We start from the raw sequence: 24,685 nt of genomic DNA, 5'->3' as shown, positions 1-24,685 counted from the left end.
AGGATTGCATAGCGGGTTAGTTTAGACAGAATTTGCCTGGCGGCCATAGCGCGGTGGTCCCACCTGATCCCATGCCGAACTCAGAAGTGAAACGCCGTAGCGCCGATGGTAGTGTGGGGTCTCCCCATGCGAGAGTAGGACACTGCCAGGCATCAAATAAAGCCGAGACCCCATGCCAAAAGCGTGGGGTTTTTGCTATGGGCAGAATAGTGAAATAGGTATAAATAGTGACCTTAGAGTGGTTGCGTCGCAGGGCTCATAGTCAGACGAGTCAAATATTGCAGGGGCAGGTGAGTCAAATCCGGCGGTCACAGCGATGAATAAAATAAAAGGCTACCTTGATAGGTGGCTTTTTTTGTTTTTATAGCTCTGACTGATCCATCTTGAGCCAGCTATAAATAAACTCTGCGATCTGATCTGGTTGATTAATATCTAATTGCTTTACTACAGTATCTATCGGCTCGTCACTTGCCAAAGCGATAACGTATTCATCAATCAAACCAGCGAAAGGCTTACCTACAGCTGCTCTATAAAGAGCAATTTTGCTGATCGGCTCGTGCTTAAAGCCCTCAACCAAAATCAAATCGATAGTTGATGTATCTAATCGACTAGCCAGATAGTGAAGATCCATCGGAGGCTGTTCTGGTGTTTCTGTCATTAATGCCCAGCGGCAATCACTGGCAACTAACGTTTGATGGGCTCCAGCTTTACGCAATTCATAACTGTCTTTGCCCGGCGTATCAATTTCCATATTGTGATGAGTATGTTTGATTAAGCCAACGCGGATTTGGCGCTGTTGAAGTAAGGGGATCAGATGTTTTAGTAAGGTTGTTTTTCCTGTACCACTGTACGCGGCTATACCGAGTAACGGGGGCGTCTTGCTGCTCATAATGGCTCTCTTTTAGCTTGTTCCCATAACTCGCAATCTGCGGGAGTATTTAGGTTACTGAATTGATTGGGTTGTCCATCGAATACCACTCTTTGCGCGTTGATACTCGTCATAAATATCATTAACTTACGCTCCCCTTTTGCCAGATACGTTGCTAGCGTTGGTTTAAGACTAACATGCATTAAAGCTAATGTTGGATGCTCACGCTCGTTATCACTAACATAAGCAGCAAGAGCCTGCCCTTTTGACTGCCAGAGTTGAGAAACCAGATTAAGTGGAAGCATAGGAACGTCACAGGGAGCAAAGACAACCCATTCGGTAGTTGAATGGCTTAATCCAGCATGCATGCCAGCCAATGGGCCTACAAAGCCAGTAATGATATCGTTAATGACGTGAACGCCACTTTGTTGATAGAGGGCTTGGTTACGATTAGCATTAATCAGTAAATTCTCAACCTGAGGTCTTAACCTATCAATCACATGTCGATACAGTGGCTTTCCATTTAGGGAGATTAATCCTTTATCATTTCCGCCCATTCTGGACGAAAGGCCTCCAGCAAGAATAACGCCTGTAATATTAGGTCGCATTTCTATCACTCCACGGTATTAAACTGACTATGGGATTGTATCTTCAAATAGGTGAACAGGTCAGGATTTACTTTTATTGACAATAGGCTCTCTTTCCCTGTGTGAATATCCCTGCTACTTTGTCAGCATATTTTTGAATAGGATAACTTCGCTATGAAATGTCATCGTGTTAATGAACTGATTGAGCTTTTACATCCGGCCTGGCAGCAAGAACCTGATTTAAATCTGGTGCAGTTTTTACAAAAATTGTCAGAGGAAGCTGGTTTTGAAGGTAATTTCGCAGATTTGACAGACGATATTCTTATTTATCATCTGAAAATGCGTGGCTCGGCATCAACGGAAGTGATTCCAGGACTGAAAAAGGATTATGAAGAGGATTTTAAAACAGCATTATTGAGAGCTCGTGGCATCATTAAAGATTAGTCACACTCCTGTCTGCGTAGGGAGGGGGCTTTAATGATACTATTTCTTATTCTCAGCACGCCGCTGTTACTTATACAGACTGAATGTTGTTATGAACAATTCTGCTTTTAATTTTCAGACTTTGTCTCCAGACCTGATTATGGACGCCCTTGAGGCTGTAGGATTACGGGTGGATTCAGGGTTAACCGCGCTTAATAGTTATGAGAACCGCGTCTATCAGTTTATGGATGAAGATCGTAAACGGTATGTGGTGAAGTTTTATCGTCCCGAGCGTTGGAGCAGTGAACAAATTATCGAGGAACATCGATTCTCGCTTGATTTGGCAGAATCTGAGATTCCGGTTATCGCCCCATTAGCGCTAAACGGCGAAACTTTGCATACTCATGGCGGCTTTTTCTTTGCTGTGTTCCCAAGTGTCGGTGGGCGGCAATATGAAATAGACAATCTTGATCAACTGGAGTGGGTGGGCCGTTTTCTCGGCAGAATTCATCAGGTGGGTAGCGATGGACTTTTTGTTGCCCGGCCAACGATGGGTATTGAGGAATATCTGACCGAGCCACGTCAGTTACTGGCCAGCAGTGTGTTAGTGCCGGCAAAACAGAAAGACAAGTTTCTGGCGGCAACCGATCTGTTGATCGCCACCATTAAGCAGTATTGGCACACCGATTGGCAGCCGTTGCGGCTACATGGTGATTGCCATCCTGGTAATATTTTGTGGCGTGATGGGCCAATGTTCGTCGATTTGGATGATGCCAGAAATGGTCCGGCGGTTCAGGATTTGTGGATGTTATTACACGGCGAGCGCAGAGAGCAATTGATCCAGTTGGATATCTTGCTGGAAGCTTATGGTGAATTTGCTGATTTTGATCAGCGTGAATTTGCATTGATTGAACCTTTACGCGCAATGCGCATGGTTTATTACCTTGCATGGGTCGCCAGACGTTGGCAGGACCCTGCATTTCCGAAAAGTTTTCCGTGGATGGCGGAGTCTGATTTTTGGTTACAGCAGACTGCATCATTTACAGAACAGGTTAAGCTGTTGCAGGTACCCCCTTTGCAGCTGATGCCAATGTACTAAAGCTAAGATAATGGAGATTGTTATAGTATGAAAAATGTATGGTTAGCTCTCGTTGGCATGGTGATGGCATTCAGTGCATCTGCCGCACAGTTTACAGATGGAACCCAGTACCAGACGTTAAATAAACCAGTAACGGGTGAGCCTCAGGTTTTAGAGTTTTTCTCTTTCTATTGCCCGCACTGCTTTCAGTTTGAAGAAGTTTATCATATCCCTCAGGCAGTAAAAAAAGCACTGCCAGAAGGGACAAAAATGACTCGATACCATGTTGAGTTCCTTGGGCCATTAGGTAAGCAATTGACTCAGGCATGGGCTGCTGCCATGGCATTGGGTGTTGAGGAAAAAATCACCCCACTGATGTTTGAAGGTGTACAGAAAACACAAACTGTTCAAACCCCTGATGATATTCGTAATGTCTTTATTAAAGCGGGTGTGAGTGGCGAAGATTATGATGCAGCATTAAATAGTTTTGTCGTTAAATCACTGGTTGCTCAACAACAAAAAGCGGCTGAAGATTTACAATTACGTGGTGTGCCAGCCATGTTTGTTAATGGCAAATATATGATTAAGAATGATGGCATGGATACCAGCTCAATGGATACCTATGTTAAACAGTATGCGGATGTCGTTAAGTTCCTACTGACCCAAAAGTAATTGTACAAAAGGAGGAGCTGGCTTTTGTTAGCTCCTCTTTCACTTATCCAATACCTACATTGTCATCAGCACTTCAATTCTGTATCTATCTCTGCCACGGAATCATCATATTTACTAATGTGACAGTAATACGACTAAATACTGATTTTATATTTTTTTCCATGTTGTTTTCGATAGATTTATTTATTTCAGTGATGGATAAATACGGATATTAGCGATGCTAAAAAGAGAAAACGACTTGATGGTGGGTAATAAAAAAGAGAGAACACTAAATTATCCACCCGTGGAATTTATTTACCTTAAGACTGTAACTGAATAAGTAATATCCACAATTTAGATAAAGAAAAAATGACAGTAAAATAAAAAAACAATGAATGTAACTATATGATTATTATAATTTTAAATATTACCTCTAAAAAATAAGTAGAGCAGATATAATCTGCACATGCTTTTACTCACAAAGTTATCCACAGATTGGATCTTCAGGATCACTACGTAAAAATGCTCTCTTTCGCACAACAATGGACGCTAAAATTCGTCTCTTGTCGCCAGCTATGGCATTCTTAGCGTTAGACCTTGCTGAATAAAGATGAAGAAACCCTATGGCCCAGATTGCAGAAAACCCATTGATCCTCGTTGACGGTTCCTCTTACCTCTATCGTGCTTACCATGCGTTCCCACCACTGACCAACGGCAGCGGTGAACCAACGGGTGCGATGTACGGCGTGTTGAACATGTTGCGCAGTCTATTGCTGCAATATCGTCCTAGCCATGTAGCGGTAGTATTCGATGCTAAAGGTAAAACATTCCGTGATGAGCTTTTCGCTGACTATAAATCCCACCGGCCACCGATGCCAGATGATTTGCGAGCTCAAATTGAGCCGTTGCACCAAATGGTTAAGGCAATGGGGCTACCTTTATTGGTTGTCTCCGGTGTTGAGGCCGACGATGTTATTGGTACTTTAGCGCAGGAAGCTGAAAAAGCAGGTCATGCTGTATTAATCAGTACCGGTGATAAGGATATGGCGCAATTAGTTACGCCAAATATCACTTTAATCAATACAATGAATAACGCTATTTTGGGGCCACAGGAAGTCTGTGAAAAATATGGTGTACCTCCTGAATTGATTATTGATTTTCTAGCACTAATGGGGGACTCCTCAGACAATATTCCAGGGGTTCCAGGTGTTGGCGAAAAGACCGCACAAGCTTTATTGCAAGGTTTGGGTGGGCTGGATGCGCTGTTCAGTAATTTGGATAAAATATCCACACTGACATTCCGTGGTGCCAAAACCATGTCAGCCAAGTTAGAGCAGAATAAAGATGTTGCTTATCTCTCCTATAAATTAGCCACCATTAAAACAGATGTTGAATTGGATGTGACTTGTGATGAGCTAAAAGTTTCCCCCCCAGATGATGATCAATTACATCAGTTATTCAGCCGTTATGAATTTAAGCGCTGGTTAGTGGATGTAGAAGCGGGCAAATGGCTGGACGGTAAAAAAGATCGGCCAACGGCACAAACAAGTAATAAAGCTTTTGTGGCAGTAGAGCCAGCTGATGCGGTTGAGGTCACCGCAGTACTATCACAAGAAAATTATCAGACCATTTTGGATGAGAAATCCTTAGTAGAGTGGATTGAGCGCCTCAAAAAAGTAGAGGTTTTCGCGTTTGATACTGAGACTGACGGCCTGGATACGCTTAGCAGCAATTTAATTGGTATCTCTTTTGCCGTTGCACCAGGCGAAGCCGCTTATTTACCCTTGGCGCATGATTATTTGGACTCTCCTGTACAGCTCGACCGGGATTGGGTTTTGGCCACGCTAAAACCACTACTGGAAGACGATAAAGCCCTTAAAGTTGGCCAGAATCTCAAGTTTGACCAAAGCATGCTGGCACGTTATGGCATTGAGCTGCGCGGTATCGCTTTCGATACTATGCTGGAATCTTACGTTTTAGACAGTGTTGCTGGTCGCCATGATATGGATAGTCTGGCAGAACGTTATCTCAACCACAAAACTATTACCTTTGAAGAGATCGCCGGTAAGGGTAAAAACCAACTGACCTTTAATCAAATTGCGTTGGAACAAGCAGGCCCTTATGCCGCAGAAGATGCCGACGTTACGCTACAGTTGCATTTGGTGCTGTGGCCAAAACTGCAACAAAGTGAAGGGTTAAAGCGGGTATTCCAGGAAATTGAGATGCCGCTATTGCCAATTCTGTCTCGCATCGAGCGTACTGGTGTCTTGATTGACCAGAATATCTTGGCCGCACATTCAAAAGAGCTGACTATCCGCCTTGATGAGTTAGAAAAACAGGCTCATGAATTGGCTGAAGAGCCGTTCAACCTGGCATCACCTAAGCAGCTTCAGACCATCTTGTACGAAAAACAAAAACTGCCCATCTTGAAGAAAACCCCTGGCGGGGCCGCGTCAACTAATGAAGAAGTGTTGGCTGAGCTGGCATTAGATTACCCGTTGCCGAAGGTGATCCTTGAATATCGTGGTCTGGCTAAGCTGAAAAGTACCTATACCGACAAGCTGCCGTTGATGATTAACCCAATTTCGGGCCGGGTCCATACCTCTTATCACCAGGCGGTGACCGCGACAGGGCGTTTGTCCTCACGTGATCCTAACCTGCAAAACATTCCAGTGCGGAATGAAGAAGGGCGTCGTATACGGCAGGCTTTTATTGCGCCTAAAGGCTATCGCATTATGGCGGCTGACTACTCACAGATTGAGCTGCGTATTATGGCGCACTTGTCGCAGGATAAAGGGCTATTAGCTGCATTTGCTGCGGGAAAAGATATCCACCGTGCGACAGCTGCGGAAGTCTTTGGTATGCCACTAGAAAAGGTCACAACTGAACAACGCCGCAGTGCCAAGGCGATTAACTTTGGTCTTATTTATGGTATGAGCGCTTTTGGTCTGGCGCGGCAGCTAAGCATTCCCCGTGGAGAGGCGCAGCGCTACATGGATCTCTATTTTGAGCGCTATCCCGGTGTGTTGGAATACATGGAGCGCACACGTAAGCAAGCCGCCGATCAAGGTTATGTCACCACGCTGGATGGCCGTCGCCTCTATTTGCCAGACATTCATTCTCGTAATGCAACTCGCCGTAAAGCTGCTGAACGTGAAGCTATCAATGCGCCAATGCAAGGTACCGCCGCTGATATTATCAAACGGGCAATGATTGCAGTGGATGCCTGGTTACAACAGGAACCAGAACCATTGGTGCGGGTAATCATGCAGGTACACGATGAATTGGTGTTTGAAGTGCATGAAAGTGTATTGGAAAGCGCGGAACAAAAGATTCGTGAACTGATGGAGCAGAGTATGCAACTGGCGGTACCACTGAAGGTGGATGTCGGTGTTGGTGATAACTGGGACCAGGCTCACTAGCTTTGTGGGTAAGTGGCGATAAATAAAGCATTTTATGTAATTAAGCTACATTTATCCGCCATTATGCGGGGAAGATGTGCGCTGAATCGTGCCAATTTGTGTAACTATACAACAAAAAATTCTTTTGCCCCGCGAAAAAATGATGTAGAGTTACAGACGTAGGGTACAGAGGTAAGATGTTCTATCTTTCAGACCTTTTACTTCACGTAATCGGATTTGGCTATATATTAGCCGCCCCAGTCATTTATTGACTGGGGCGTTTTTTATTGGGATTTGTGAGCACTTTTCGCGAACCGATAGGAAAACAGCCCGGCATTACCCGTGAAAATACGGGTTGATGATTTTTTTACTCTAGGGGGAAGTGGTATTGCCAGGTATTAACTCAGGGCGATATAAAACATCACCCTTGGGGATAACAGCCCTTGCGGGCTGCTGTTAGCGCTTACTCACTCACCTTCATCGTCATAATCATCAATCATAACTTCTGGTGGTATCTCGCTAAACCAGGTATCCAGTTTTTCCCGTAGTTTTTCGACGCCAATCTTCTTCAAAGAAGAGAAAGCTTCAACCTGAATATCACCCATAAATGGAATAATCGCTTCTCGCACCATGTTCAATTGAGCCTTACGGGCGCCCGAAGCCAGCTTATCCGCTTTGGTCAGCAATAATAGAACCGGGGTGCCAACCGCAACCGCCCAGGTAATCATCTGCTGATCTAAATCTTTCAGTGGATGGCGAATATCCATCAACACAACTAATCCTTTCAGACAGTTACGCTTTTGCAAATACTCACCCAGCGCGCGTTGCCATTTGAGTTTCATCTCTTCCGGGACTTCAGCATAGCCATAGCCCGGTAAGTCAACCAGACGAATACCGTCAACGACTTCAAATAGGTTAATTAGCTGAGTACGGCCGGGTGTTTTACTGGTTCTGGCCAGACTTTTCTGGTTAGTTAACGTATTAAGTGCACTCGATTTACCGGCATTTGAACGGCCAGCAAATGCCACCTCAATACCTTCATCACGTGGCAGATGGCGGATATCCGGAGCACTGATGACGAAGTGGGTCATGTGATAGTTATAGTTTCTAATAGTCAAAATTTGTCGTCTCCGTGAGAGATAGCTTACATGCAGCGATTATAACTGCATCAGGCAAAAAAAAGGGGGTTTATCTTTTATACCCTTCAAGTAACAGGGTTCAGGTATACTGGCAGGCGCGCTGGTTGAGTTGCCTTGAGGGCCGCAGATATGGCAAGGATGGCGCATTGCAGGAGGGAGATATCCGGTTGTTATGTCAGTGCAGGGAGTGTGCTGTAAGGATATCCTTCCGCAGAAGATGCGAAAAAGGGCGACAGGTTAATCTGCCGCCTTTTTTCTTTCTCTTCTTTCTGCTAGATTCCGGCCCAATCCTATACTAAATCCGATCCCATACTTATTTACCCATTTAAGAGCACAGGTTATGAAGCAGCCAAATAAAGCACCACGCGCGAATATTGCGGCCCCGAAAGGTACCGCGACGCCTAAGCGTATTAGAAAGACCCGTGTAGAGCTTGATATTGAAGCTCGCGAGCGTAAACGTCAGAAGAAACATAGTGGCAATCGCTCAGGGGCGAGAACCAATGTAGAAGGCAGCAATAAGAAGGGCCAGTCCGAGACTCAAGAGAAAGATCCACGTATCGGCAGTAAAGTACCCGTGCCGCTGGTGGTTGAGAGTAAGGTTAAAGCTAAGCCAACCACTAAGCCGGTGGCTAAAGTTGAAGCTAAGCCACGTCTGACGCCGGAAGAAGAGCTGTCTAAGCTGGAAAACGATGAGCGTCTGGATGCATTGCTGGATCGTCTGGATAATGATGAAGTATTGAGCAAAGAAGATCAGGCTTATGTTGATCTGACGTTGGATCGTATTGATGCCCTAATGGAACAATTGGGTATTGAATTGGGCGACGATGAAGATGACGAAGCGCCAGAAGAAAAGCAGGAAGACATTTTGCAATTGCTGAAACGCGGTAACCCAAAAGATACATTTTAAACCATGAATTGGGTGATCCTGATAATAGCCCTACTGCTTACATGTTATCTAGTGTGGTTATTGGGTAAACTATGGCTACTGTCGCAACGAAGAAAGCGGTTGCGCAGTGCTACTGCGGCCAGACAACGAAAACATCTGCCCTCTAACCGGCCCGGTAGGCGCAAATATCGGAAGGAATGAACATGTCTGAGCAGGCTATAGTTTGGGATTTATCCCTGATTCAAAAATATAATTATTCAGGGCCGCGCTATACGTCGTACCCCACTGCGCTTGAATTCAGTGAAGATTATAATGAATCTGCTTTTCAGCAGGCAGTGAAGCGTTACCCACAACGGCCTTTGTCGCTGTATGTGCATATCCCGTTTTGCCATAAGCTGTGTTATTTCTGCGGCTGCAATAAGCTGGTGACACGGCAACAGCATAAAGCTGATGAGTATCTGGCGGTCTTGGAAAAAGAGATCCGCCAGCGTGCGGCGTTATTTGTTGGGCGTCAGGTTAGCCAGATGCACTGGGGCGGTGGTACGCCCACTTACCTGAATAAAATACAAATTACCCACCTGATGAATCTGCTACGTGAAAACTTTGATTTCCTGCCCGGTGCTGAGCAATCAATAGAAGTAGACCCACGTGAAATTGAACTGGATGTCCTTGATCACCTGCGTGCTGAGGGGTTTAACCGCCTAAGCATGGGGGTGCAAGATTTTAATAAAGAGGTTCAACGGCTGGTTAATCGTGAGCAGGATGAGGATTTTATCTTTGCCCTGATTGCCCGCGCTAAAGCCCTTGGTTTTAACTCAACCAATATCGATTTGATTTATGGTTTGCCAAAACAGACACCAGAGAGTTTTGCTTTTACCCTCAAACGGGTGGCAGAGCTGAATCCTGATCGCCTGAGTGTGTTCAATTACGCACATTTACCGAGTCTGTTTGCTGCTCAACGTAAAATTAAAGATGCCGATCTGCCGAGCGCCGAACAGCGGCTAGATATTTTGCAGCACACCATCAGTTTCTTAACTGAGTCTGGCTATCAATTTATTGGTATGGATCATTTTGCCCGGCCAGATGATGAATTAGCCATTGCGCAGCGTGAAGGTGAATTACACCGTAATTTCCAAGGTTATACCACCCAAGGCGACAGTGATTTACTCGGTTTGGGGGTTTCTGCTATCAGCATGTTGGGTGACAGCTATGCGCAGAATGAAAAAGATTTGAAGACTTACTATTCCTGCGTGGAGCAGCGTGGCAATGCGCTGTGGCGTGGTTTGGCGATGACTGAAGATGATTGCTTGCGCCGTGATGTGATTAAAACGCTGATTTGTAATTTCCAAATCAGTTATCAGCCGATTGAGCAGCAGTATGGTATTCGTTTTGCAGATTATTTTGCTGAAGATTTTGAGCTACTAGAACCTTTCGAACACGATGGGCTGGTGGAGCGGGATGATAAAGGCATTCGGGTAACACCGCGCGGGCGCTTACTGATTCGTAATATTTGTATGTGTTTCGATATCTATTTACGGAAACAGGCGCGCAAGCAGCAGTTTTCACGCGTGATCTGATGATGTCCCCCTCAATGGTCAACATTACCTTGAGGGGGAATTTAGGCAGGAATTACTCTGTTTCTCCCAACTACTCCATTCCCAGCTCTTTTAACTTCCGCGTTAAGGTGTTGCGGCCCCAACCCAGCAGACGTGCCGCTTCTTGCTTATGACCTTGAGTATGGCGTAATGCCGTGGTTAACAGCGTGCGCTCCATTTCCGGCTGTGCCTCAGATAACAGATCCTGATGACCGGAACGTAGGGCGCGTTCAGCCCATTGTGCCAATAGGGTTGCCCAGTTGTCCGGCGTCCGCTGACCTGAAGCATCTGGCGTGCTGGTTTCAAACAATTCAGAAGGTAAATCTTGAGTCAGTACTTCCTGCCCGGCAGCCATCACCGTCAGCCAGCGACAGGTGTTTTCCAGTTGGCGCACGTTACCCTGCCAAGGCAGACGGGTTAGCGCCACTTCGGTCTCAGGGTGCAGATTTTTGGCTTCCACACCTAACTCTTTAGCCGCCACTTGCAAGAAGTAACGAGCCAAACGCGGAATGTCTTCACGACGTTCACGCAGCGGTGGCAGATGTACCCGAATCACATTCAGACGATGGAATAAATCCTCACGGAATTTACCTTCCTGAACACGCAGCTCCAGATTTTGGTGGGTAGCGGCAATAATACGAACATCTACTTTGACCGGTGCGTAACCCCCGACGCGATAAAACTGACCATCAGCCAGCACGCGTAGCAGGCGGGTCTGTACATCCAATGGCATATCACCGATTTCATCTAAAAACAGTGTGCCGCCATCGGCTTGTTCAAAACGACCTTGGCGCACTTGATTCGCGCCGGTAAAGGCACCTTTCTCGTGGCCGAATAATTCAGATTCAATTAAATCTTTCGGGATCGCCGCCATATTCAGCGCGATAAACGGCGCTTTAGCCCGTGGGCTGTGGCGATGTAACGCATGGGCCACTAACTCTTTACCGGTACCCGACTCACCGTTAATCAGCACACTAATAGAAGAACGAGATAAGCGGCCGATGATACGGAAAACGTCTTGCATCGCCGGTGCTTCGCCAATGATATCAGCGGTTGGGCCGCTGGCTGGTTGGCTGCGTGCCGGTTGCTGCTGCTCCTGATAATGGCTGATAGCCCGCTCAACCAGAGCTACGGCTTCATCAATATCAAAAGGTTTAGGCAGGTAATCAAAAGCCCCTTGCTGATAGGCACTGACCGCAGCATCTAAATCAGAATGTGCCGTCATTATGATGACCGGGAGCATCGGGTGGCGCTGCTTAATCTGTTTCAGCAGGGCTAATCCGTCCATGCCAGGCATGCGAATATCCGATAACAACACATCCGGGGTTTGTGTCGCGAGTGCATCCAACACCTGGTTACCGGTATCGAAGGTTGCACAGTTCAGACCTGCTCCAGTCAGTGCACGTTCAAGCACCCAGCGGATGGAGCTATCGTCATCGACGATCCAGACTATCCCTCGTTGCATAGAAACCTCACTGGCGAATAGGCAGGTAAACCGAGAATTCGGTATGTCCCGGCCAACTGTTGAATTCAATTTTACCCGAATGTTGATCGATAAGATTACGGGCGATAGACAAGCCAAGGCCAGTTCCCCCCTCGCGACCACTTACCATCGGATAGAACACGGTATCTTGTAATTGCGTTGGAACGCCCGGACCGTCATCTTCAATATCAATGCGAGCGCTCAAACGATAGCGCATACCATGCAGTGTTATCTGAAACGCAGTACGGGTGCGCAGCGTAATAGTGCCGCCAGCTCCCCCCAAAGCCTGTAATGCATTGCGAGTGATATTCAGCAACACTTGTTCAATTTGGTCTGGATCATGGGCCAGTTCAGGCAAGCTTGGGTCATAGTCACGGATTAACGTCACATTATCTGGTTTTTCCAGCGAGACTAACTGACAAACCCGTTCAGCAACCTGATGGATACTTTGTGTGATGTGTTGACCGGGCCGTTGTGGGCCTAATAAGCGATCAACTAAGTTACGCAAGCGGTCTGCCTGCTCAATGATCACTTTGGTATATTCCAACAATGCCGGATCAGGCAATGCTTTAGACAATAATTGTGCTGCCCCCCGTAAGCCACCTAACGGGTTCTTAATCTCATGAGCTAGCCCACGAACCAGATCACGGGCTGCGACTTGCTGTGCATGTTGTAATTGTTCTTGGCTTAACCGACGCTGATTATCCATCGGCGCCATTTCCAGCAATATAAAACCTTCTGGCAGTGATTGTGCTGTCAGCGACAAAATATGCGCGCGGCCATCAACAACTACGGTCACCTCGTTATCGGTAAAACCTTGACCGGCGATCAGACTTTCCCGCATCAGGTCGATATTAAGAGAAAAATAGCCTAATAAATCGGGCAGGGGTGTACCAAAAAGTTTACGAGAGCTTTGCGCCAGAAGTTGCTGCGCAGCGGGATTGGCATAATGGATAGCCAAATCATCATCTAATAGCAGAATACTATTAATGAGAGAATTAAGGATCTGCCCAGCATCGGGCAGCGTGCCTGTTGCCATTACGCAGACTCCTGCACTCTTTTGGTGAATACATCCTAATCGGTTCAGTCGTGACTGAGCCAGAGGAAATATGACGAAAACGAAAAGTGGAGAAAAAAGCCCATCCGAAGATGGGCCAAAAGTTTCCACGGCAACAACCCTTCATCTTTCAAGTTGTAGGTGTGTTGGCTGCTCTCACTCACCCGAATCACTTACTGGTGTAAGCTCATCGGGATTCTCTCGCTTGCCGCCTTCCTACACCTTGAAATCTATTGGGTAAACTAAAATTAAACGCTGTAATACAGTTCGAACTCAACTGGGTGCGGAGTCATACGAACGCGGTCCATTTCTTCTTTACGCAGTTCGATATAAGCATCGATAGCGTCGTCAGTGAACACGCCACCACGGGTCAGGAACTCGCGGTCTTCGTTCAGTGCAGCCATAGCTTCGTCCAGTGAACCTGCAACTTTTGGAATTTCTGCTTCTTCTTCCGGTGGCAAGTCATACAGGTTTTTGTCCATCGCATCACCTGGGTGAATTTTGTTGATGATGCCATCAAGGCCAGCCATCAGCAGTGCTGCGAAGCACAAGTATGGGTTAGCGGCTGGATCCGGGAAGCGTGCTTCAATACGACGCGCTTTCGGGCTGGCAACCACTGGAATACGGATAGAAGCTGAACGGTTACGGGCAGAGTATGCCAACATGACCGGAGCTTCGTAGCCTGGGACCAAACGCTTGTAGGAGTTAGTCGTTGGGTTAGCCAAGGCGTTAATTGCTTTTGCGTGCTTGATGATACCGCCGATGTAGAACAGCGCCATTTCAGACAGGCCAGCATATTTGTCACCGGCGAACAGGTTAGTACCGTTCTTGGACAACGACATATGGCAGTGCATGCCTGAACCATTATCACCAAACATTGGTTTTGGCATAAAGGTCGCAGTTTTGCCGAATGCGTGTGCCACGTTGTGCACCACATATTTGTAGATCTGAATTTCATCGGCTTTCTTGGTCATGGTATTGAAGCGAGTAGCCACTTCGTTCTGACCTGCGGTAGCCACTTCATGGTGATGCGCTTCTACTACCAGGCCCATTTCTTCCATGGTCAGACACATGGTAGAACGCAGGTCCTGTGAAGAATCAACCGGAGGAACTGGGAAGTAACCGCCTTTCACTGCCGGACGGTGGCCTTTGTTGCCGCCTTCGTATTTGGTGCTGGAGTTCCATGCGCCTTCGATGTCATCGATAGCGACATGAGAGCCACGGATGCTGCTACCAAAACGAACATCGTCAAACAGGAAGAATTCTGGTTCTGGCCCAAACAGCACGGTATCTGCAATACCTGAAGATTTCAGGAATTCTTCTGCGCGTTTTGAGATTGAACGTGGGTCGCGATCATAGCCTTGCAGGGTACCTGGCTCAAGAATGTCACAACGGATAATCAGTGTGGAATCTTCGAAGAACGGATCCATAACAGCGGTGCTGGCGTCTGGCATCAGTACCATGTCGGATTCGTTAATGCCTTTCCAGCCACCAATCGAGGAGCCATCAAACATTTTGCCTTCTTCGAAGAAGTCAGCGTTGACCTGATGAGCCGGAATAGTGATGTGCTGCTCTTTCCCTTTGGTATCGGTGAAGCGCAAATCAACAAATTTCACTTCGTGCTCATTCAGCATCGTCAAAACATGTTCAGCGGACATACTTATATCTCCTGGATTTGTCATAGTCGTCGTGGAACGATTATCGTTTGGGTGTTCAGTTATCTTTTTATTCAGGCTAACGCTCATGCTGATTTTTCATGACCGTTATTCATGCTAAACTGCGTCATAAAGTCTGTTGCGAAATCTATGCCAACTTTCCAAACGCCCCGTTTATGCCATATCATAGGGGTCTGCTGATATTCAGTATGCACCAGGATAGTTATATTGCACTATTTTGGTGCTTCATTTGCGTCGTTGGGCACTGTATTGGTGCAAAGGTGGGCCGAGAGGCTATTTTTGCACCGTGAAAGAGATCACAAACTAACCGCCGTCAGGTTGTTTATAAGAGAAGTTTGTGATCTTGTTTAGTCCCTCGCTTAATACGTGTACAATAGCGCGCTATTTCTAAATGCCTGAGGCAAAAAAGCTGTGATCGAGAATCTGCGTAACATCGCCATTATTGCGCACGTTGACCATGGGAAAACTACCCTGGTTGATAAGTTGCTACAACAATCTGGTACGTTCGGTGAACGTGCTGAAGCAACTGAACGTGTAATGGACTCCAACGATTTGGAGAAAGAGCGTGGGATAACCATCCTCGCGAAAAATACCGCCATTAACTGGAAAGACTACCGCATCAACATCGTGGATACCCCAGGACACGCCGATTTCGGTGGTGAGGTTGAGCGTGTAATGTCTATGGTTGACTCTGTGCTGCTGGTCGTCGATGCAATGGATGGCCCGATGCCGCAGACCCGTTTCGTGACCAAGAAAGCCTTTGCTCATGGTCTGAAACCAATCGTGGTTATCAACAAAGTTGACCGTCCTGGCGCGCGTCCAGATTGGGTTGTCGATCAGGTGTTCGACCTGTTCGTAAACCTGGATGCCACTGACGAACAACTGGACTTCCCTATCATTTACGCATCAGCATTGATGGGTATTGCGGGCGAAGACCACAATGATATGTCGGCAGACATGACTCCGCTGTATCAGGCAATCATCGACCATGTGCCTGCACCAGACGTAGACAGCACTGGTCCATTGCAGATGCAAATCTCCCAGTTGGACTACAACAACTACGTAGGTGTTATCGGCATCGGCCGTATCAAACGTGGTGTTGTTAAGCCTAACCAGCAAGTTACTGTTATCGATAGCGAAGGTAAGACCCGCAACGGTAAAATCGCTAAAGTACTGGGCCATATGGGTCTGGAACGTATCGAAGCAACTATGGCTGAAGCTGGTGATATCGTTGCTATCACCGGTTTGGGCGAGTTGAACATCTCTGACACTATCTGTGATGTGAATGCTGTTGAAGCATTGCCAGCACTGTCTGTTGATGAACCAACTGTTACCATGTATTTCTGCGTTAACACCTCTCCGTTCTGTGGTAAAGAAGGCAAGTACGTGACTTCACGTCAGATCCTTGACCGTTTGAACAAAGAGCTGATTCATAACGTAGCACTGCGTGTTGAAGAAACTGAAGATGCTGACGCATTCCGCGTATCAGGCCGTGGTGAACTTCACCTGTCGGTTCTGATCGAGAACATGCGCCGCGAAGGTTTCGAGCTGGCTGTTTCCCGTCCTAAAGTTATCAACCGTGTTATCGACGGCCGTAATCAAGAACCATTTGAAAGCGTAACTCTGGATATCGAAGAACAGCACCAGGGCGCAGTAATGCAAGCCATGGGTGAGCGTAAGGGTGACGTGAAGGACATGGTTCCAGACGGCAAAGGTCGTATTCGTCTGGATTATATGATCCCAAGCCGTGGCCTGATTGGCTTCCGTACTGAATTCATGACTATGACTTCTGGTACTGGTCTGCTGTACTCCACATTCAGTCACTACGATGATGTGCGTCCAGGCGAGATCGGCCAACGTCAAAACGGCGTACTGATCTCTAACGGTCAGGGTAAAGCTGTGGCATTCGCACTGTACAAACTGCAAGACCGCGGCAAGCTGTTTATTGGTCACGCGACTGAAGTGTATGAAGGCCAGATCATCGGTATTCACTCACGTTCTAACGACCTGACTGTAAACTGCCTGACCGGTAAGCAACTGACCAACATGCGTGCATCCGGTACTGACGAAGCAACCACTCTGGTTCCTTTCTTGAAGAAAACTCTTGAACAGGCACTGGAATTCATCGATGACGATGAATTGGTAGAAGTTACCCCGCAATCAATTCGTATCCGTAAGCGTCACTTGACGGAAAACGATCGTAAGCGTGCAGGTCGTGGTCCTAAAGAAGGTTAATTCTTCTTGGTACTGCTGATACTTAGGGCGCTAGCTGCGCCCTGAGTTCTATCCTCCACACCCTTGAAGCTGCAACTGTGTTAGCTTCGCTCACTAACCCGAATCACTTACCTGAGTAAGCTCATCGGGATAAGTTCACTTGCTGCCTTGTTGCAACTCCAAGGTTTTTGAGGATACATCCTATTTTTTTGCCATTGTTATAAAAATATTATTTTTCCTGACTGGCCCCTCCTTTTTCTTCCTCTCCCTGTTCAGTTTTCTCTTTTCCCGTTACAGTAAAACTCACCATCTAATTGGGAGAGCGCTATGCTGTATATCTTTGATCTAGGGAATGTGATTGTTGATATCGACTTCAAACGCGTATTGGGCGTTTGGAGCAAATTAAGCAGTGTCCCGCTGGCGACGTTGAGTGAGCGGTTTACCATGGGCGAGGTCTTCCAGCAGCATGAGCGCGGTGAAATTAGCGATGAAGAGTTTGCTCACCAGCTCAGTGATGAGATGGGGCTATCTCTAAGTTTTGAACAGTTTGCCGAAGGCTGGCAGGCGGTATTTGTCGCTTTGCGCCCGGAAGTGATCGCCATTATGCAAAAGTTGCGTCAGGAAGGGCATCGGGTGGTGGTGTTATCCAATACTAACCGGCTGCATTGTAATCACTGGCCCCAACATTACCCTGAAGTGGTGGCTGCCGCTGACCATATGTATCTGTCCCAGGATTTGGGCATGCGCAAGCCGGAAGCGAGAATTTATCAGCATGTGCTGAGTGCGGAAAACATCCCGGCGGAGCAGGCGGTATTCTTTGATGATGTTGAAGCAAATGTTGTTGCAGCCAGAATTGTAGGTATCACCGCAATTCATGTCATAGACCGAAAGGTTATTCCTGCTTATTTTCCCTGATAAGTTCTTACTCCAGACGTTAATGGGTTAGCCTTAAATATCACGCTAACCCATAACCGAGCCTAAACACCGGTATTGACTGAGAGATAAACATGGCGAGTTTTCTGCGTTTTCGCTTATCTGCATCTTTAAAACCCTACATTACGTTCGGGCGAATGCTTTACACCCGAATAGATAAAGATGGGTTAACCATGCTGGCTGGGCATCTGGCGTATGTGTCATTACTTTCTCTAGTGCCATTGGTCACTGTGATTTTTGCTCTGTTCGCGGCTTTTCCCATGTTTGCTGATATCAGCATAAAATTGAAAGCCTTCATATTTGCCAATTTTATGCCTGCCACTGGCGATATTATCCAAAACTACCTTGAGCAGTTTGTTGCCAACTCAAATCGTATGACGGTGGTGGGCACCTGCGGCTTGATTGTGACAGCACTGCTGCTGATTTACTCCGTCGACAGTGTGCTTAACATTATCTGGCGCAGTAAGGTTCACCGGTCACTGGTGTTTTCATTTGCCGTTTATTGGATGGTACTGACATTAGGGCCAATTCTCGTCGGGGCCAGTATGGTGATCAGCTCATACCTGCTTTCATTGCAATGGCTGGCAAATGCCCAGGTAGACAGCATGATTGATGAGACATTACGGCTATTTCCTCTCTTGATTTCCTGGGTTTCTTTTTGGTTATTGTACAGTGTGGTTCCGACAGTACGGGTGCCTGCCCGGGATGCACTTATTGGTGCGCTGGTGGCTGCATTGCTCTTCGAATTGGGTAAGAAAGGATTCACGATGTATATCACGCTGTTTCCGTCTTATCAGTTGATTTACGGGGTGCTGGCGGTTATCCCCATCTTATTCCTTTGGGTTTACTGGAGTTGGTGCATCGTGTTACTGGGGGCAGAAATCACCGTGACCTTGGGTGAGTATCGAGCACAGCGGTCTAAAGTGGTCATTGAGGAAAACCAGAGTCAGGAGATGTAAGGCATTATGATTGCGTTGATTCAACGGGCGCTTAGCGCCAGTGTTGTGGTAGATGGGAATATTGTCGGTGAGATTGGGCCTGGATTATTGATATTGCTGGGGGTCGAACAAGAGGACACCGAGCAAAAAGCACTGCGTCTATGTGAAAAGGTTTTGGGGTACCGGATTTTTGGCGATGAGAACGATAAAATGAATCTCAACGTCCTTCAAGCTGGTGGCAGTGTGCTAGTCGTCTCGCAATTTACACTAGTGGCAGATACGCAAAAAGGCATGAGACCAAGCTTTTCCCGTGGTGCAGTTCCGGCAGAAGCTGATCGGCTTTATCAGTATTTTGTTGCCCAGTGTCGTGAGCGTGGTGTAAAAACGGAAACGGGATTATTTGCCGCAGATATGAAAGTCAGTTTGGTAAACGATGGCCCAGTGACTTTCTGGTTACAGGTCTAGAGGCAGAATAGTGCCCAAAACTGAGGGTTATTTTATTGATAATTTTAAAGAGAGAATGCTTCTATGTATCACTTGCGTGTGCCCATAACAGAACAAGAACTCAAAGATTATTATCAATTCCGCTGGGAAATGTTACGCAAGCCGTTGCACCAACCGGTTGGCTCAGAGAAAGATGCTTATGATGCGATGGCCCATCATCAAATGGTGGTGGATGAGCAGGGTAAACCTGTCGCTATTGGGCGGTTATATATCAATGCAGATAATGAGGCTGCGATTCGTTTTTTGGCCGTTGACCCATCAGTGCGCGCCAAAGGTTTGGGAACGCTGGTGGCAATGACCTTAGAGTCAGTTGCGCGGCAGGAGGGGGTGAAGCGAGTTGTGTGTAGCGCGCGTGAAGATGCGGTAGATTTCTTCGCCAAGCTGGGCTTTGTCAGCCAGGGGGAAATAACCGCCCCGCAAACCACACCTGTGCGCCACTTTTTAATGATAAAACCGGTTGTGACCATGGACGATATTCTGCATCGCCCTGATTGGTGCGGTCAGTTGCAGCAAGCCTGGTACGACCATATTCCGCTTAGTGAAAAAATGGGGGTGCGCATCAGCCAATATACCGGCCAGCGTTTTGTCACTACCATGCCAGAGGCGGGTAATCAAAATCCTCACCATACCTTATTTGCTGGTAGCCTTTTTTCGTTGGCGACCCTGACGGGCTGGGGCTTGATTTGGCTATTATTGCGTGAGCGCCATTTGGGCGGCACGATTATTCTCGCTGATGCCCACATTCGTTACAGTGCGCCGGTTACTGGTCGGCCCCGGGCAGTGGCTGAGCTAAGCTCCCTGAGTGGTGATCTGGATAGATTGGCCCGTGGCCGTCGTGCCAGAGTGCAGTTAGACGTGAATCTATTCGGTGATGAAGATGCTGGTGCTGTTTTTTCAGGAACTTACATGGTGTTGCCAGTTGCTGCTGGAGAGGATGCCGTGAGTTAATTCACGCCCTCCGCTATGCCCGCTTTACTGATAACAGATGAGCGGGTGTACATTTATAACTTTCTTTTATCCTCCCGCTTTCTATCTATACATTCTTTTCCTGTGACCCCTCGCACTAATTTATCGAATTCTTTGCTGTGGTATGTGCAATATTCAATAGATAACTTACAGTTATATATTCATGTTTCTGATTGATCATTTTTTGGAGGCGAATCAAAAAGTAATTTTCTCAGTGTTACCCACTGACCAATATACTAAATATGATTGATATAATTAAATAAAATCATGCGTAGATACTTGTCTTATTTCTTTTTGAATCACAGCAATCACCTCCAGATGGTTCGATTTTGATTCCCCATCCTTGGTGTCAAGGAGGGAGTTATGATGGTATGTAATGAGAAAACATCAATTAATGTTATTGGTTCATCCGCAGCATTTAAGCAACTTTTACGTTTAGTTGACCGGGTTGCGCCATCACAACAAACTTTGCTGATTTGTGGCCCTACTGGGTGTGGAAAAGAAGTTATTGCCCAACTGATACACCAACGTAGCAAAAATCCTTCAGCTCCATTTATTGATCTCAACTGTGGCGCAATCCCTGAGCATTTGGTTGAAGCTGAGCTATTTGGTCATGTTAAAGGTGCGTTTACTGGTGCCTCTGGCGATCGGCGTGGTCATCTGGAAATGGTCGGTAATGGCACGCTGTTTTTAGATGAAATAGGTGAAATGCCTTTGTCAGTACAGCCTAAGTTATTGCGTGCATTGGAAACTCGTACTTTCCGGCCTATCGGCAGCAGCGACATTCGCCACTTTAATGGGCGAGTGGTCGCTGCCACTCACCGAAATTTACTTGCTCAGGTAAAAAGTGGTGTTTTTAGGGAAGACCTTTATTACCGCTTAGGTGTCATTACTCTGGATATTCCTGCTCTCAGCCAGCGAAGGGAGGATATCCCCGCATTAATTGACTATTTCTCAGGGTTACAAACTCACCCGTTAGTTTTCAATTCCCAGGCTATGTCTTACTTACAGCAGTATCCTTGGCCGGGTAATGTGCGGGAGTTGCGCAATCTGGTCGACAGGCTTGCGGCATTATCTGATAGCCATTTAATTACGCGTGAGGTGTTGGATACCTTTATGCCAACCTCACAACTCGAAGTGAAAGTGTCATCTGACCTGCTTGCTGATGCCATGCTGGCATTGCCGGGGGCTGATAAGCTCGTTGCGGTGGAGCAGTTATTGATAGACCGAGCGTTGCAGCGTACTACCGGTAATAAAACAGCAGCGGCACAACTATTAGGGATTAGTCGTAAGTCAGTGGAACGGCGAATTCATGGCCGGATGGATAAACGGCCAATAGCATTACAACACTTGCAGGAAGGTATGCGGTTAATGAATTGCTCCGCCTACCATGAAGCCATCGTTGATTTACAGAAAGGGTTACAACTACTGCTGGGAATCGCCTTGGATGAAGAGGTTCGACAGCTTCATTACAAGCTCTATCGCCAACTCAGTATCAGCTATCAAATACTTTATGGTTGGTTAAGCCATGATGCGCTTAAATATCATAATGATGCCATCGCGCTAGGTAAAAAAGCAGGTGATGAGTCTGAGCTGGCAGGATTACTCTTTTGGCGTTGGTCGGCCCAGTTGGTGACCCTTGATTTACCGCATGTCCGCACTCTGGCTCAGGAGTTACTGCAATGGGGCCTGACTGAAAAAACCGCGTCAATATGGAGTGAAGCACATATCGCTCTTGCCAGTACCCTATTTTGGTTGGGGGATAATCAAGAAGTCTTAACATGTTTAGCTCGCAGTAAGTTACTGACTACCCCTTGCGAGTATGCTGATCAACAAGGATTGGATTTGGTTGGCATGGCACTGACCCTGAAAGGGCTGGCTTTATTTCAACTAGGTGAATTTAAAAAATCCAGAGAGGTAGCCCAAAAACTGGCCTCACGTGCTATGGGGGAAGACATTATTGCTTTTCATCGGGTTATCTCCTTACGGGGCGCGGCGTGGCTTGCTTGCTTGTTCGAAGACCGTGACAGTTTAGGTCGCTTGACCCACGAATTAGCAGTGCAGGCGCAGCAATATGGATTTACTTTTTATCAGGGGTTAGGGAAGGTACTGAAGGGGTGTTATTTGCTCATGCAGCATGACTATGTTCAGGCTGAACAGCATATGATTGAGGGTTATGATAGCCATCTGTTGTGCCAAGGAGGAAAGCTTTTTCACTCCTTCCAGGCATGGAAACGTGGCGAGTTATTGCTGCAATCAGGTGAGCCGCAACAATGTGATGTACTGATGTCACAGGCATTGGACTTGGCATTTAAGTATCAAGAACGCGCCTATCTTAGTGAGTTGATGGTCGTCAAAGCCCGTGCCAGACTGGCATTGAATGACATTGTTGGCGCTGAACAAGGCTTTCGCTGCGCCATCGCGAGTGCGCAAACGTTGGGTATTATTCCCGCACAAATTATTGCTACCAGTGAACTGGCTCGTTTGTTAGGGCAATCGCGACGAAAAGCTGAAGCGGTTGCCTTGCTGTCTTCCATTCTGAAAAGCATCGACTCTCACCATGTTCCACCTTTTGTCAGCCGGGCAATTCAGTTGCTGGCTGAACTGGATAAGCCGGAGTGAAGCGGCATTCTGGGGCATGGACGTTTTCGACCAATCACCGTCTCTCACTTGGACAGTATCGTCCATCCTAGGTGTTTTTAAACCCCTTAGATTTTAATTAATTATTAAAAATCAATTGATTATCTAGTTGGCACACAGGTTGCAATTTGTACTGTGGGTAGAGCGAATATCGGATGTACTACCTAATGATGTCTCCCTCTTATTTATAAGGAACACACTATGAGTACTCTATATACAATTAACGTAATCAATAACAGCCCGACAGCGCAGGATTTCTTTTTCTTCCAAAAACCGGCGATTTATACCGGTGGCGCTAAAGTTTACTCCAACAGTATTTATCAGGAAGTGTTATCACCTTTTGCCAGCTCGGGTTCTGTACTGACCTTTGAATGTTTAATGCAATTTTATGCTGGAGCGCAATCTCAACTACCAAGCTTGTTGGTTGGGCAAGATTCAGGATATATCACCTCAAGCCAGCCTGTCGATTTGACCTCTATTACCGCTGGAGTACAAACAGCAAACACCACGGTAATGTCGGTTGATCCTTCTCTTGGTCTGTCTCCTGCGACTTATACCGAGGGGGTGCAACCTGGTGCTTATCGTATTGTCACTCCTGCATTTAACCCCGTCACAGATGTATTTAACGCGGGGTTGGCGGTGCAAAGTGCCAGTGGCAGTAGCGTACTGTCGAGTTTCATCAATGCAGAACCAAGCAAAAATATCGATTGTCAGCCAGTGCTGAGTTTTTATGTCCAAACGGGTACCTATCAGGCGGGGACGGTTATTAACTTCTCTACGTCTTCAGTTGGGTCCGCGATATGTGATACCACCCAAGGTGTGACCGCATTCAATGTTACTTATAACCCTCAGGGCACCTGGACGGTTAGCGCTGCTTGATAAAAACACGCGTGTACGGCCTGCCTGATCAACAGTGCCGTACCTGTACTCCCCTATTTATTATTTCTATGAGGAGGCTATATGCCTAATCTAACAACCAGTATTTCGCTAAATCTATTATTGGGCCAATTTCCGAATCCTGTTAGTCAACTGACTCAGCCACCGCTCAGTAATGAGTGTGGTGCTTATGCATTAACTGCCACATTGGCTGCATTTGCACTGTGGCCGGAAAGTACCATTATCACTTATGGAGAAAATAATAATGTCATTCAACAAGACGATGATTTTATTAACGCTAAGGATAAGATCTATGGTCTGACTGGGATACTTAACCCCGATGGTGGGGCAAACGTTGCGGGTGGCGGATATAACTCACCTGCGGCAATGGCTGCTGTGGCGATAGATTTCGCACGGGTGGTATCGGTGAATATCACCGCTGCTGGCTTATATGCCTTGGGGGCGTTGTATCCAGCTGAGCAAGCTGCCTGTGTGGCGGTGGTAGGGGAGCCAAATGTACATACGGATGCTGTTTATGTAGAGCCGGCTCATGGGCAAGTACAATTGATTTGTGTGGCTTCCGGCCCGCAAGCTCTTCACATGTTAGCTCGTGGTTCCGACGGACTTTATTACGATCCCGCCACCGGAGTTCGTGATAATGATTGGGGTAATCCAACAGCTGAACTCTTTGAACAACTCAGTGGCTATGAATTTGTTGGTTTATGGCTAGTTATTAGTTAATTAATGAGTAATTTGAAATAGTAAACCGA

General features: G+C 46.7%; 20 protein-coding genes and 1 rRNA gene. 15 read left to right on the top strand and 6 right to left on the bottom strand.

Annotated features, from left to right (window positions below; genetic code table 11):
• Window positions 1–35: 35 nt before the first annotated feature.
• Window positions 36–151, top strand: a 5S ribosomal RNA gene (gene rrf, locus Q2T72_RS21700).
• A gap of 210 nt (window positions 152–361) precedes the next feature.
• Here rrf and mobB read toward each other — a convergent pair.
• Both mobB and mobA read right to left on the bottom strand, forming a co-directional pair.
• A complete protein-coding gene (gene mobB / locus Q2T72_RS21695; protein WP_372569814.1) occupies window positions 362–889 on the bottom strand; it encodes a molybdopterin-guanine dinucleotide biosynthesis protein MobB in 528 nt (175 codons plus the stop codon).
• Window positions 886–1,476, bottom strand: coding sequence for a molybdenum cofactor guanylyltransferase MobA (mobA, locus tag Q2T72_RS21690; RefSeq protein WP_372569813.1), 591 nt, complete (start codon window positions 1,474–1,476; stop codon window positions 886–888). Before mobA ends, mobB begins: the two co-directional genes overlap by 4 nt.
• A 153-nt stretch (window positions 1,477–1,629) precedes the next feature.
• On the opposite strand from mobA, the gene Q2T72_RS21685 reads away from it, so the two are divergent.
• The 4 genes from Q2T72_RS21685 to polA all read left to right on the top strand — a co-directional run bounded on the left by Q2T72_RS21685 (window position 1,630) and on the right by polA (window position 7,029).
• Window positions 1,630–1,899, top strand: coding sequence for a YihD family protein (locus Q2T72_RS21685; RefSeq protein ID WP_083161617.1), 270 nt, complete (start codon window positions 1,630–1,632; stop codon window positions 1,897–1,899).
• Window positions 1,900–1,990: 91 nt separating this feature from the next.
• Window positions 1,991–2,977 (top strand): serine/threonine protein kinase, encoded by a 987-nt coding sequence (locus Q2T72_RS21680; protein ID WP_372569812.1) that lies wholly within the window; start codon window positions 1,991–1,993, stop codon window positions 2,975–2,977.
• A gap of 27 nt (window positions 2,978–3,004) precedes the next feature.
• Window positions 3,005–3,628: a thiol:disulfide interchange protein DsbA gene (dsbA, locus tag Q2T72_RS21675; RefSeq protein ID WP_372569811.1), complete on the top strand. Its 624-nt coding sequence runs from the start codon at window positions 3,005–3,007 to the stop codon at window positions 3,626–3,628.
• Between the two features lie 602 nt (window positions 3,629–4,230).
• Window positions 4,231–7,029, top strand: a complete 2,799-nt coding sequence (polA, locus tag Q2T72_RS21670; RefSeq protein ID WP_372569810.1) for a DNA polymerase I — start codon at window positions 4,231–4,233, stop codon at window positions 7,027–7,029.
• 446 nt (window positions 7,030–7,475) lie between these two features.
• Here polA and yihA read toward each other — a convergent pair whose 3' ends face one another.
• Window positions 7,476–8,126, bottom strand: a complete 651-nt coding sequence (gene yihA, locus Q2T72_RS21665) for a ribosome biogenesis GTP-binding protein YihA/YsxC (protein ID WP_032907610.1) — start codon at window positions 8,124–8,126, stop codon at window positions 7,476–7,478.
• A 361-nt stretch (window positions 8,127–8,487) separates the two neighbouring features.
• Here yihA and yihI point away from each other — a divergent pair, with 361 nt between their 5' ends.
• Both yihI and hemN read left to right on the top strand, forming a co-directional pair.
• A complete protein-coding gene (gene yihI / locus Q2T72_RS21660; protein ID WP_083161625.1) occupies window positions 8,488–9,054 on the top strand; it encodes a Der GTPase-activating protein YihI in 567 nt (188 codons plus the stop codon).
• A gap of 182 nt (window positions 9,055–9,236) precedes the next feature.
• The gene (gene hemN, locus Q2T72_RS21655) at window positions 9,237–10,610 is read left to right on the top strand and encodes an oxygen-independent coproporphyrinogen III oxidase (protein ID WP_372569809.1); all 1,374 of its coding nucleotides are present in this window, start codon (window positions 9,237–9,239) and stop codon (window positions 10,608–10,610) included.
• 70 nt (window positions 10,611–10,680) lie between these two features.
• Here hemN and glnG read toward each other — a convergent pair whose 3' ends face one another.
• The 3 genes from glnG to glnA form a co-directional block, all read right to left on the bottom strand.
• Complete coding sequence (gene glnG / locus Q2T72_RS21650; RefSeq protein WP_042568869.1) at window positions 10,681–12,093, bottom strand: nitrogen regulation protein NR(I); 1,413 nt, start codon at window positions 12,091–12,093, stop codon at window positions 10,681–10,683.
• A 7-nt stretch (window positions 12,094–12,100) separates the two neighbouring features.
• Window positions 12,101–13,150 (bottom strand): nitrogen regulation protein NR(II), encoded by a 1,050-nt coding sequence (glnL, locus tag Q2T72_RS21645; RefSeq protein WP_083161629.1) that lies wholly within the window; start codon window positions 13,148–13,150, stop codon window positions 12,101–12,103.
• A 266-nt stretch (window positions 13,151–13,416) separates the two neighbouring features.
• Complete coding sequence (gene glnA / locus Q2T72_RS21640; RefSeq protein ID WP_004392048.1) at window positions 13,417–14,826, bottom strand: glutamate--ammonia ligase; 1,410 nt, start codon at window positions 14,824–14,826, stop codon at window positions 13,417–13,419.
• A gap of 429 nt (window positions 14,827–15,255) precedes the next feature.
• On the opposite strand from glnA, the gene typA reads away from it, so the two are divergent.
• From typA to Q2T72_RS21600, 8 genes are all read left to right on the top strand, one after another.
• Window positions 15,256–17,079 (top strand): ribosome-dependent GTPase TypA, encoded by a 1,824-nt coding sequence (gene typA / locus Q2T72_RS21635; RefSeq protein ID WP_042568870.1) that lies wholly within the window; start codon window positions 15,256–15,258, stop codon window positions 17,077–17,079.
• A gap of 306 nt (window positions 17,080–17,385) precedes the next feature.
• Window positions 17,386–17,973, top strand: coding sequence for a glucose-1-phosphatase (yihX, locus tag Q2T72_RS21630; RefSeq protein WP_083161633.1), 588 nt, complete (start codon window positions 17,386–17,388; stop codon window positions 17,971–17,973).
• 92 nt (window positions 17,974–18,065) lie between these two features.
• A complete protein-coding gene (locus Q2T72_RS21625; protein WP_083161635.1) occupies window positions 18,066–18,950 on the top strand; it encodes a virulence factor BrkB family protein in 885 nt (294 codons plus the stop codon).
• A 6-nt stretch (window positions 18,951–18,956) separates the two neighbouring features.
• Window positions 18,957–19,394, top strand: coding sequence for a D-aminoacyl-tRNA deacylase (gene dtd, locus Q2T72_RS21620; protein WP_372569808.1), 438 nt, complete (start codon window positions 18,957–18,959; stop codon window positions 19,392–19,394).
• 63 nt (window positions 19,395–19,457) lie between these two features.
• Window positions 19,458–20,381, top strand: a complete 924-nt coding sequence (fabY, locus tag Q2T72_RS21615) for a fatty acid biosynthesis protein FabY (protein WP_083161639.1) — start codon at window positions 19,458–19,460, stop codon at window positions 20,379–20,381.
• A gap of 381 nt (window positions 20,382–20,762) precedes the next feature.
• Entirely contained in the window at window positions 20,763–23,021 is a 2,259-nt protein-coding gene (locus Q2T72_RS21610) for a sigma-54 interaction domain-containing protein (protein WP_372569807.1), read from the top strand.
• A gap of 219 nt (window positions 23,022–23,240) precedes the next feature.
• The gene (locus tag Q2T72_RS21605) at window positions 23,241–23,918 is read left to right on the top strand and encodes a hypothetical protein (protein WP_083161643.1); all 678 of its coding nucleotides are present in this window, start codon (window positions 23,241–23,243) and stop codon (window positions 23,916–23,918) included.
• A gap of 81 nt (window positions 23,919–23,999) precedes the next feature.
• A complete protein-coding gene (locus Q2T72_RS21600; protein WP_083161645.1) occupies window positions 24,000–24,656 on the top strand; it encodes a hypothetical protein in 657 nt (218 codons plus the stop codon).
• Window positions 24,657–24,685 lie beyond the last annotated feature (29 nt).

This window comes from Yersinia sp. 2466 StPb PI, assembly GCF_041538325.1.
In the GTDB taxonomy this organism is placed as follows: domain Bacteria; phylum Pseudomonadota; class Gammaproteobacteria; order Enterobacterales; family Enterobacteriaceae; genus Yersinia; species Yersinia enterocolitica_E.
This window is presented reverse-complemented; position numbering and strand designations above follow the sequence as displayed.

Excerpts from the sequence above, each read along its gene's own strand:
- mobB (WP_372569814.1), bottom strand. The coding sequence starts at position 889 with ATGAGCAGCAAGACGCCCCCGTTACTCGGTATAGCCGCGTACAGTGGT.
- mobA (WP_372569813.1), bottom strand. The coding sequence starts at position 1,476 with ATGCGACCTAATATTACAGGCGTTATTCTTGCTGGAGGCCTTTCGTCC.
- Q2T72_RS21685 (WP_083161617.1), top strand. The coding sequence starts at position 1,630 with ATGAAATGTCATCGTGTTAATGAACTGATTGAGCTTTTACATCCGGCC.
- Q2T72_RS21680 (WP_372569812.1), top strand. The coding sequence starts at position 1,991 with ATGAACAATTCTGCTTTTAATTTTCAGACTTTGTCTCCAGACCTGATT.
- dsbA (WP_372569811.1), top strand. The coding sequence starts at position 3,005 with ATGAAAAATGTATGGTTAGCTCTCGTTGGCATGGTGATGGCATTCAGT.
- polA (WP_372569810.1), top strand. The coding sequence starts at position 4,231 with ATGGCCCAGATTGCAGAAAACCCATTGATCCTCGTTGACGGTTCCTCT.
- yihI (WP_083161625.1), top strand. The coding sequence starts at position 8,488 with ATGAAGCAGCCAAATAAAGCACCACGCGCGAATATTGCGGCCCCGAAA.
- hemN (WP_372569809.1), top strand. The coding sequence starts at position 9,237 with ATGTCTGAGCAGGCTATAGTTTGGGATTTATCCCTGATTCAAAAATAT.
- glnG (WP_042568869.1), bottom strand. The coding sequence starts at position 12,093 with ATGCAACGAGGGATAGTCTGGATCGTCGATGACGATAGCTCCATCCGC.
- glnL (WP_083161629.1), bottom strand. The coding sequence starts at position 13,150 with ATGGCAACAGGCACGCTGCCCGATGCTGGGCAGATCCTTAATTCTCTC.
- glnA (WP_004392048.1), bottom strand. The coding sequence starts at position 14,826 with ATGTCCGCTGAACATGTTTTGACGATGCTGAATGAGCACGAAGTGAAA.
- yihX (WP_083161633.1), top strand. The coding sequence starts at position 17,386 with ATGCTGTATATCTTTGATCTAGGGAATGTGATTGTTGATATCGACTTC.
- Q2T72_RS21625 (WP_083161635.1), top strand. The coding sequence starts at position 18,066 with ATGGCGAGTTTTCTGCGTTTTCGCTTATCTGCATCTTTAAAACCCTAC.
- dtd (WP_372569808.1), top strand. The coding sequence starts at position 18,957 with ATGATTGCGTTGATTCAACGGGCGCTTAGCGCCAGTGTTGTGGTAGAT.
- fabY (WP_083161639.1), top strand. The coding sequence starts at position 19,458 with ATGTATCACTTGCGTGTGCCCATAACAGAACAAGAACTCAAAGATTAT.
- Q2T72_RS21610 (WP_372569807.1), top strand. The coding sequence starts at position 20,763 with ATGATGGTATGTAATGAGAAAACATCAATTAATGTTATTGGTTCATCC.
- Q2T72_RS21605 (WP_083161643.1), top strand. The coding sequence starts at position 23,241 with ATGAGTACTCTATATACAATTAACGTAATCAATAACAGCCCGACAGCG.
- Q2T72_RS21600 (WP_083161645.1), top strand. The coding sequence starts at position 24,000 with ATGCCTAATCTAACAACCAGTATTTCGCTAAATCTATTATTGGGCCAA.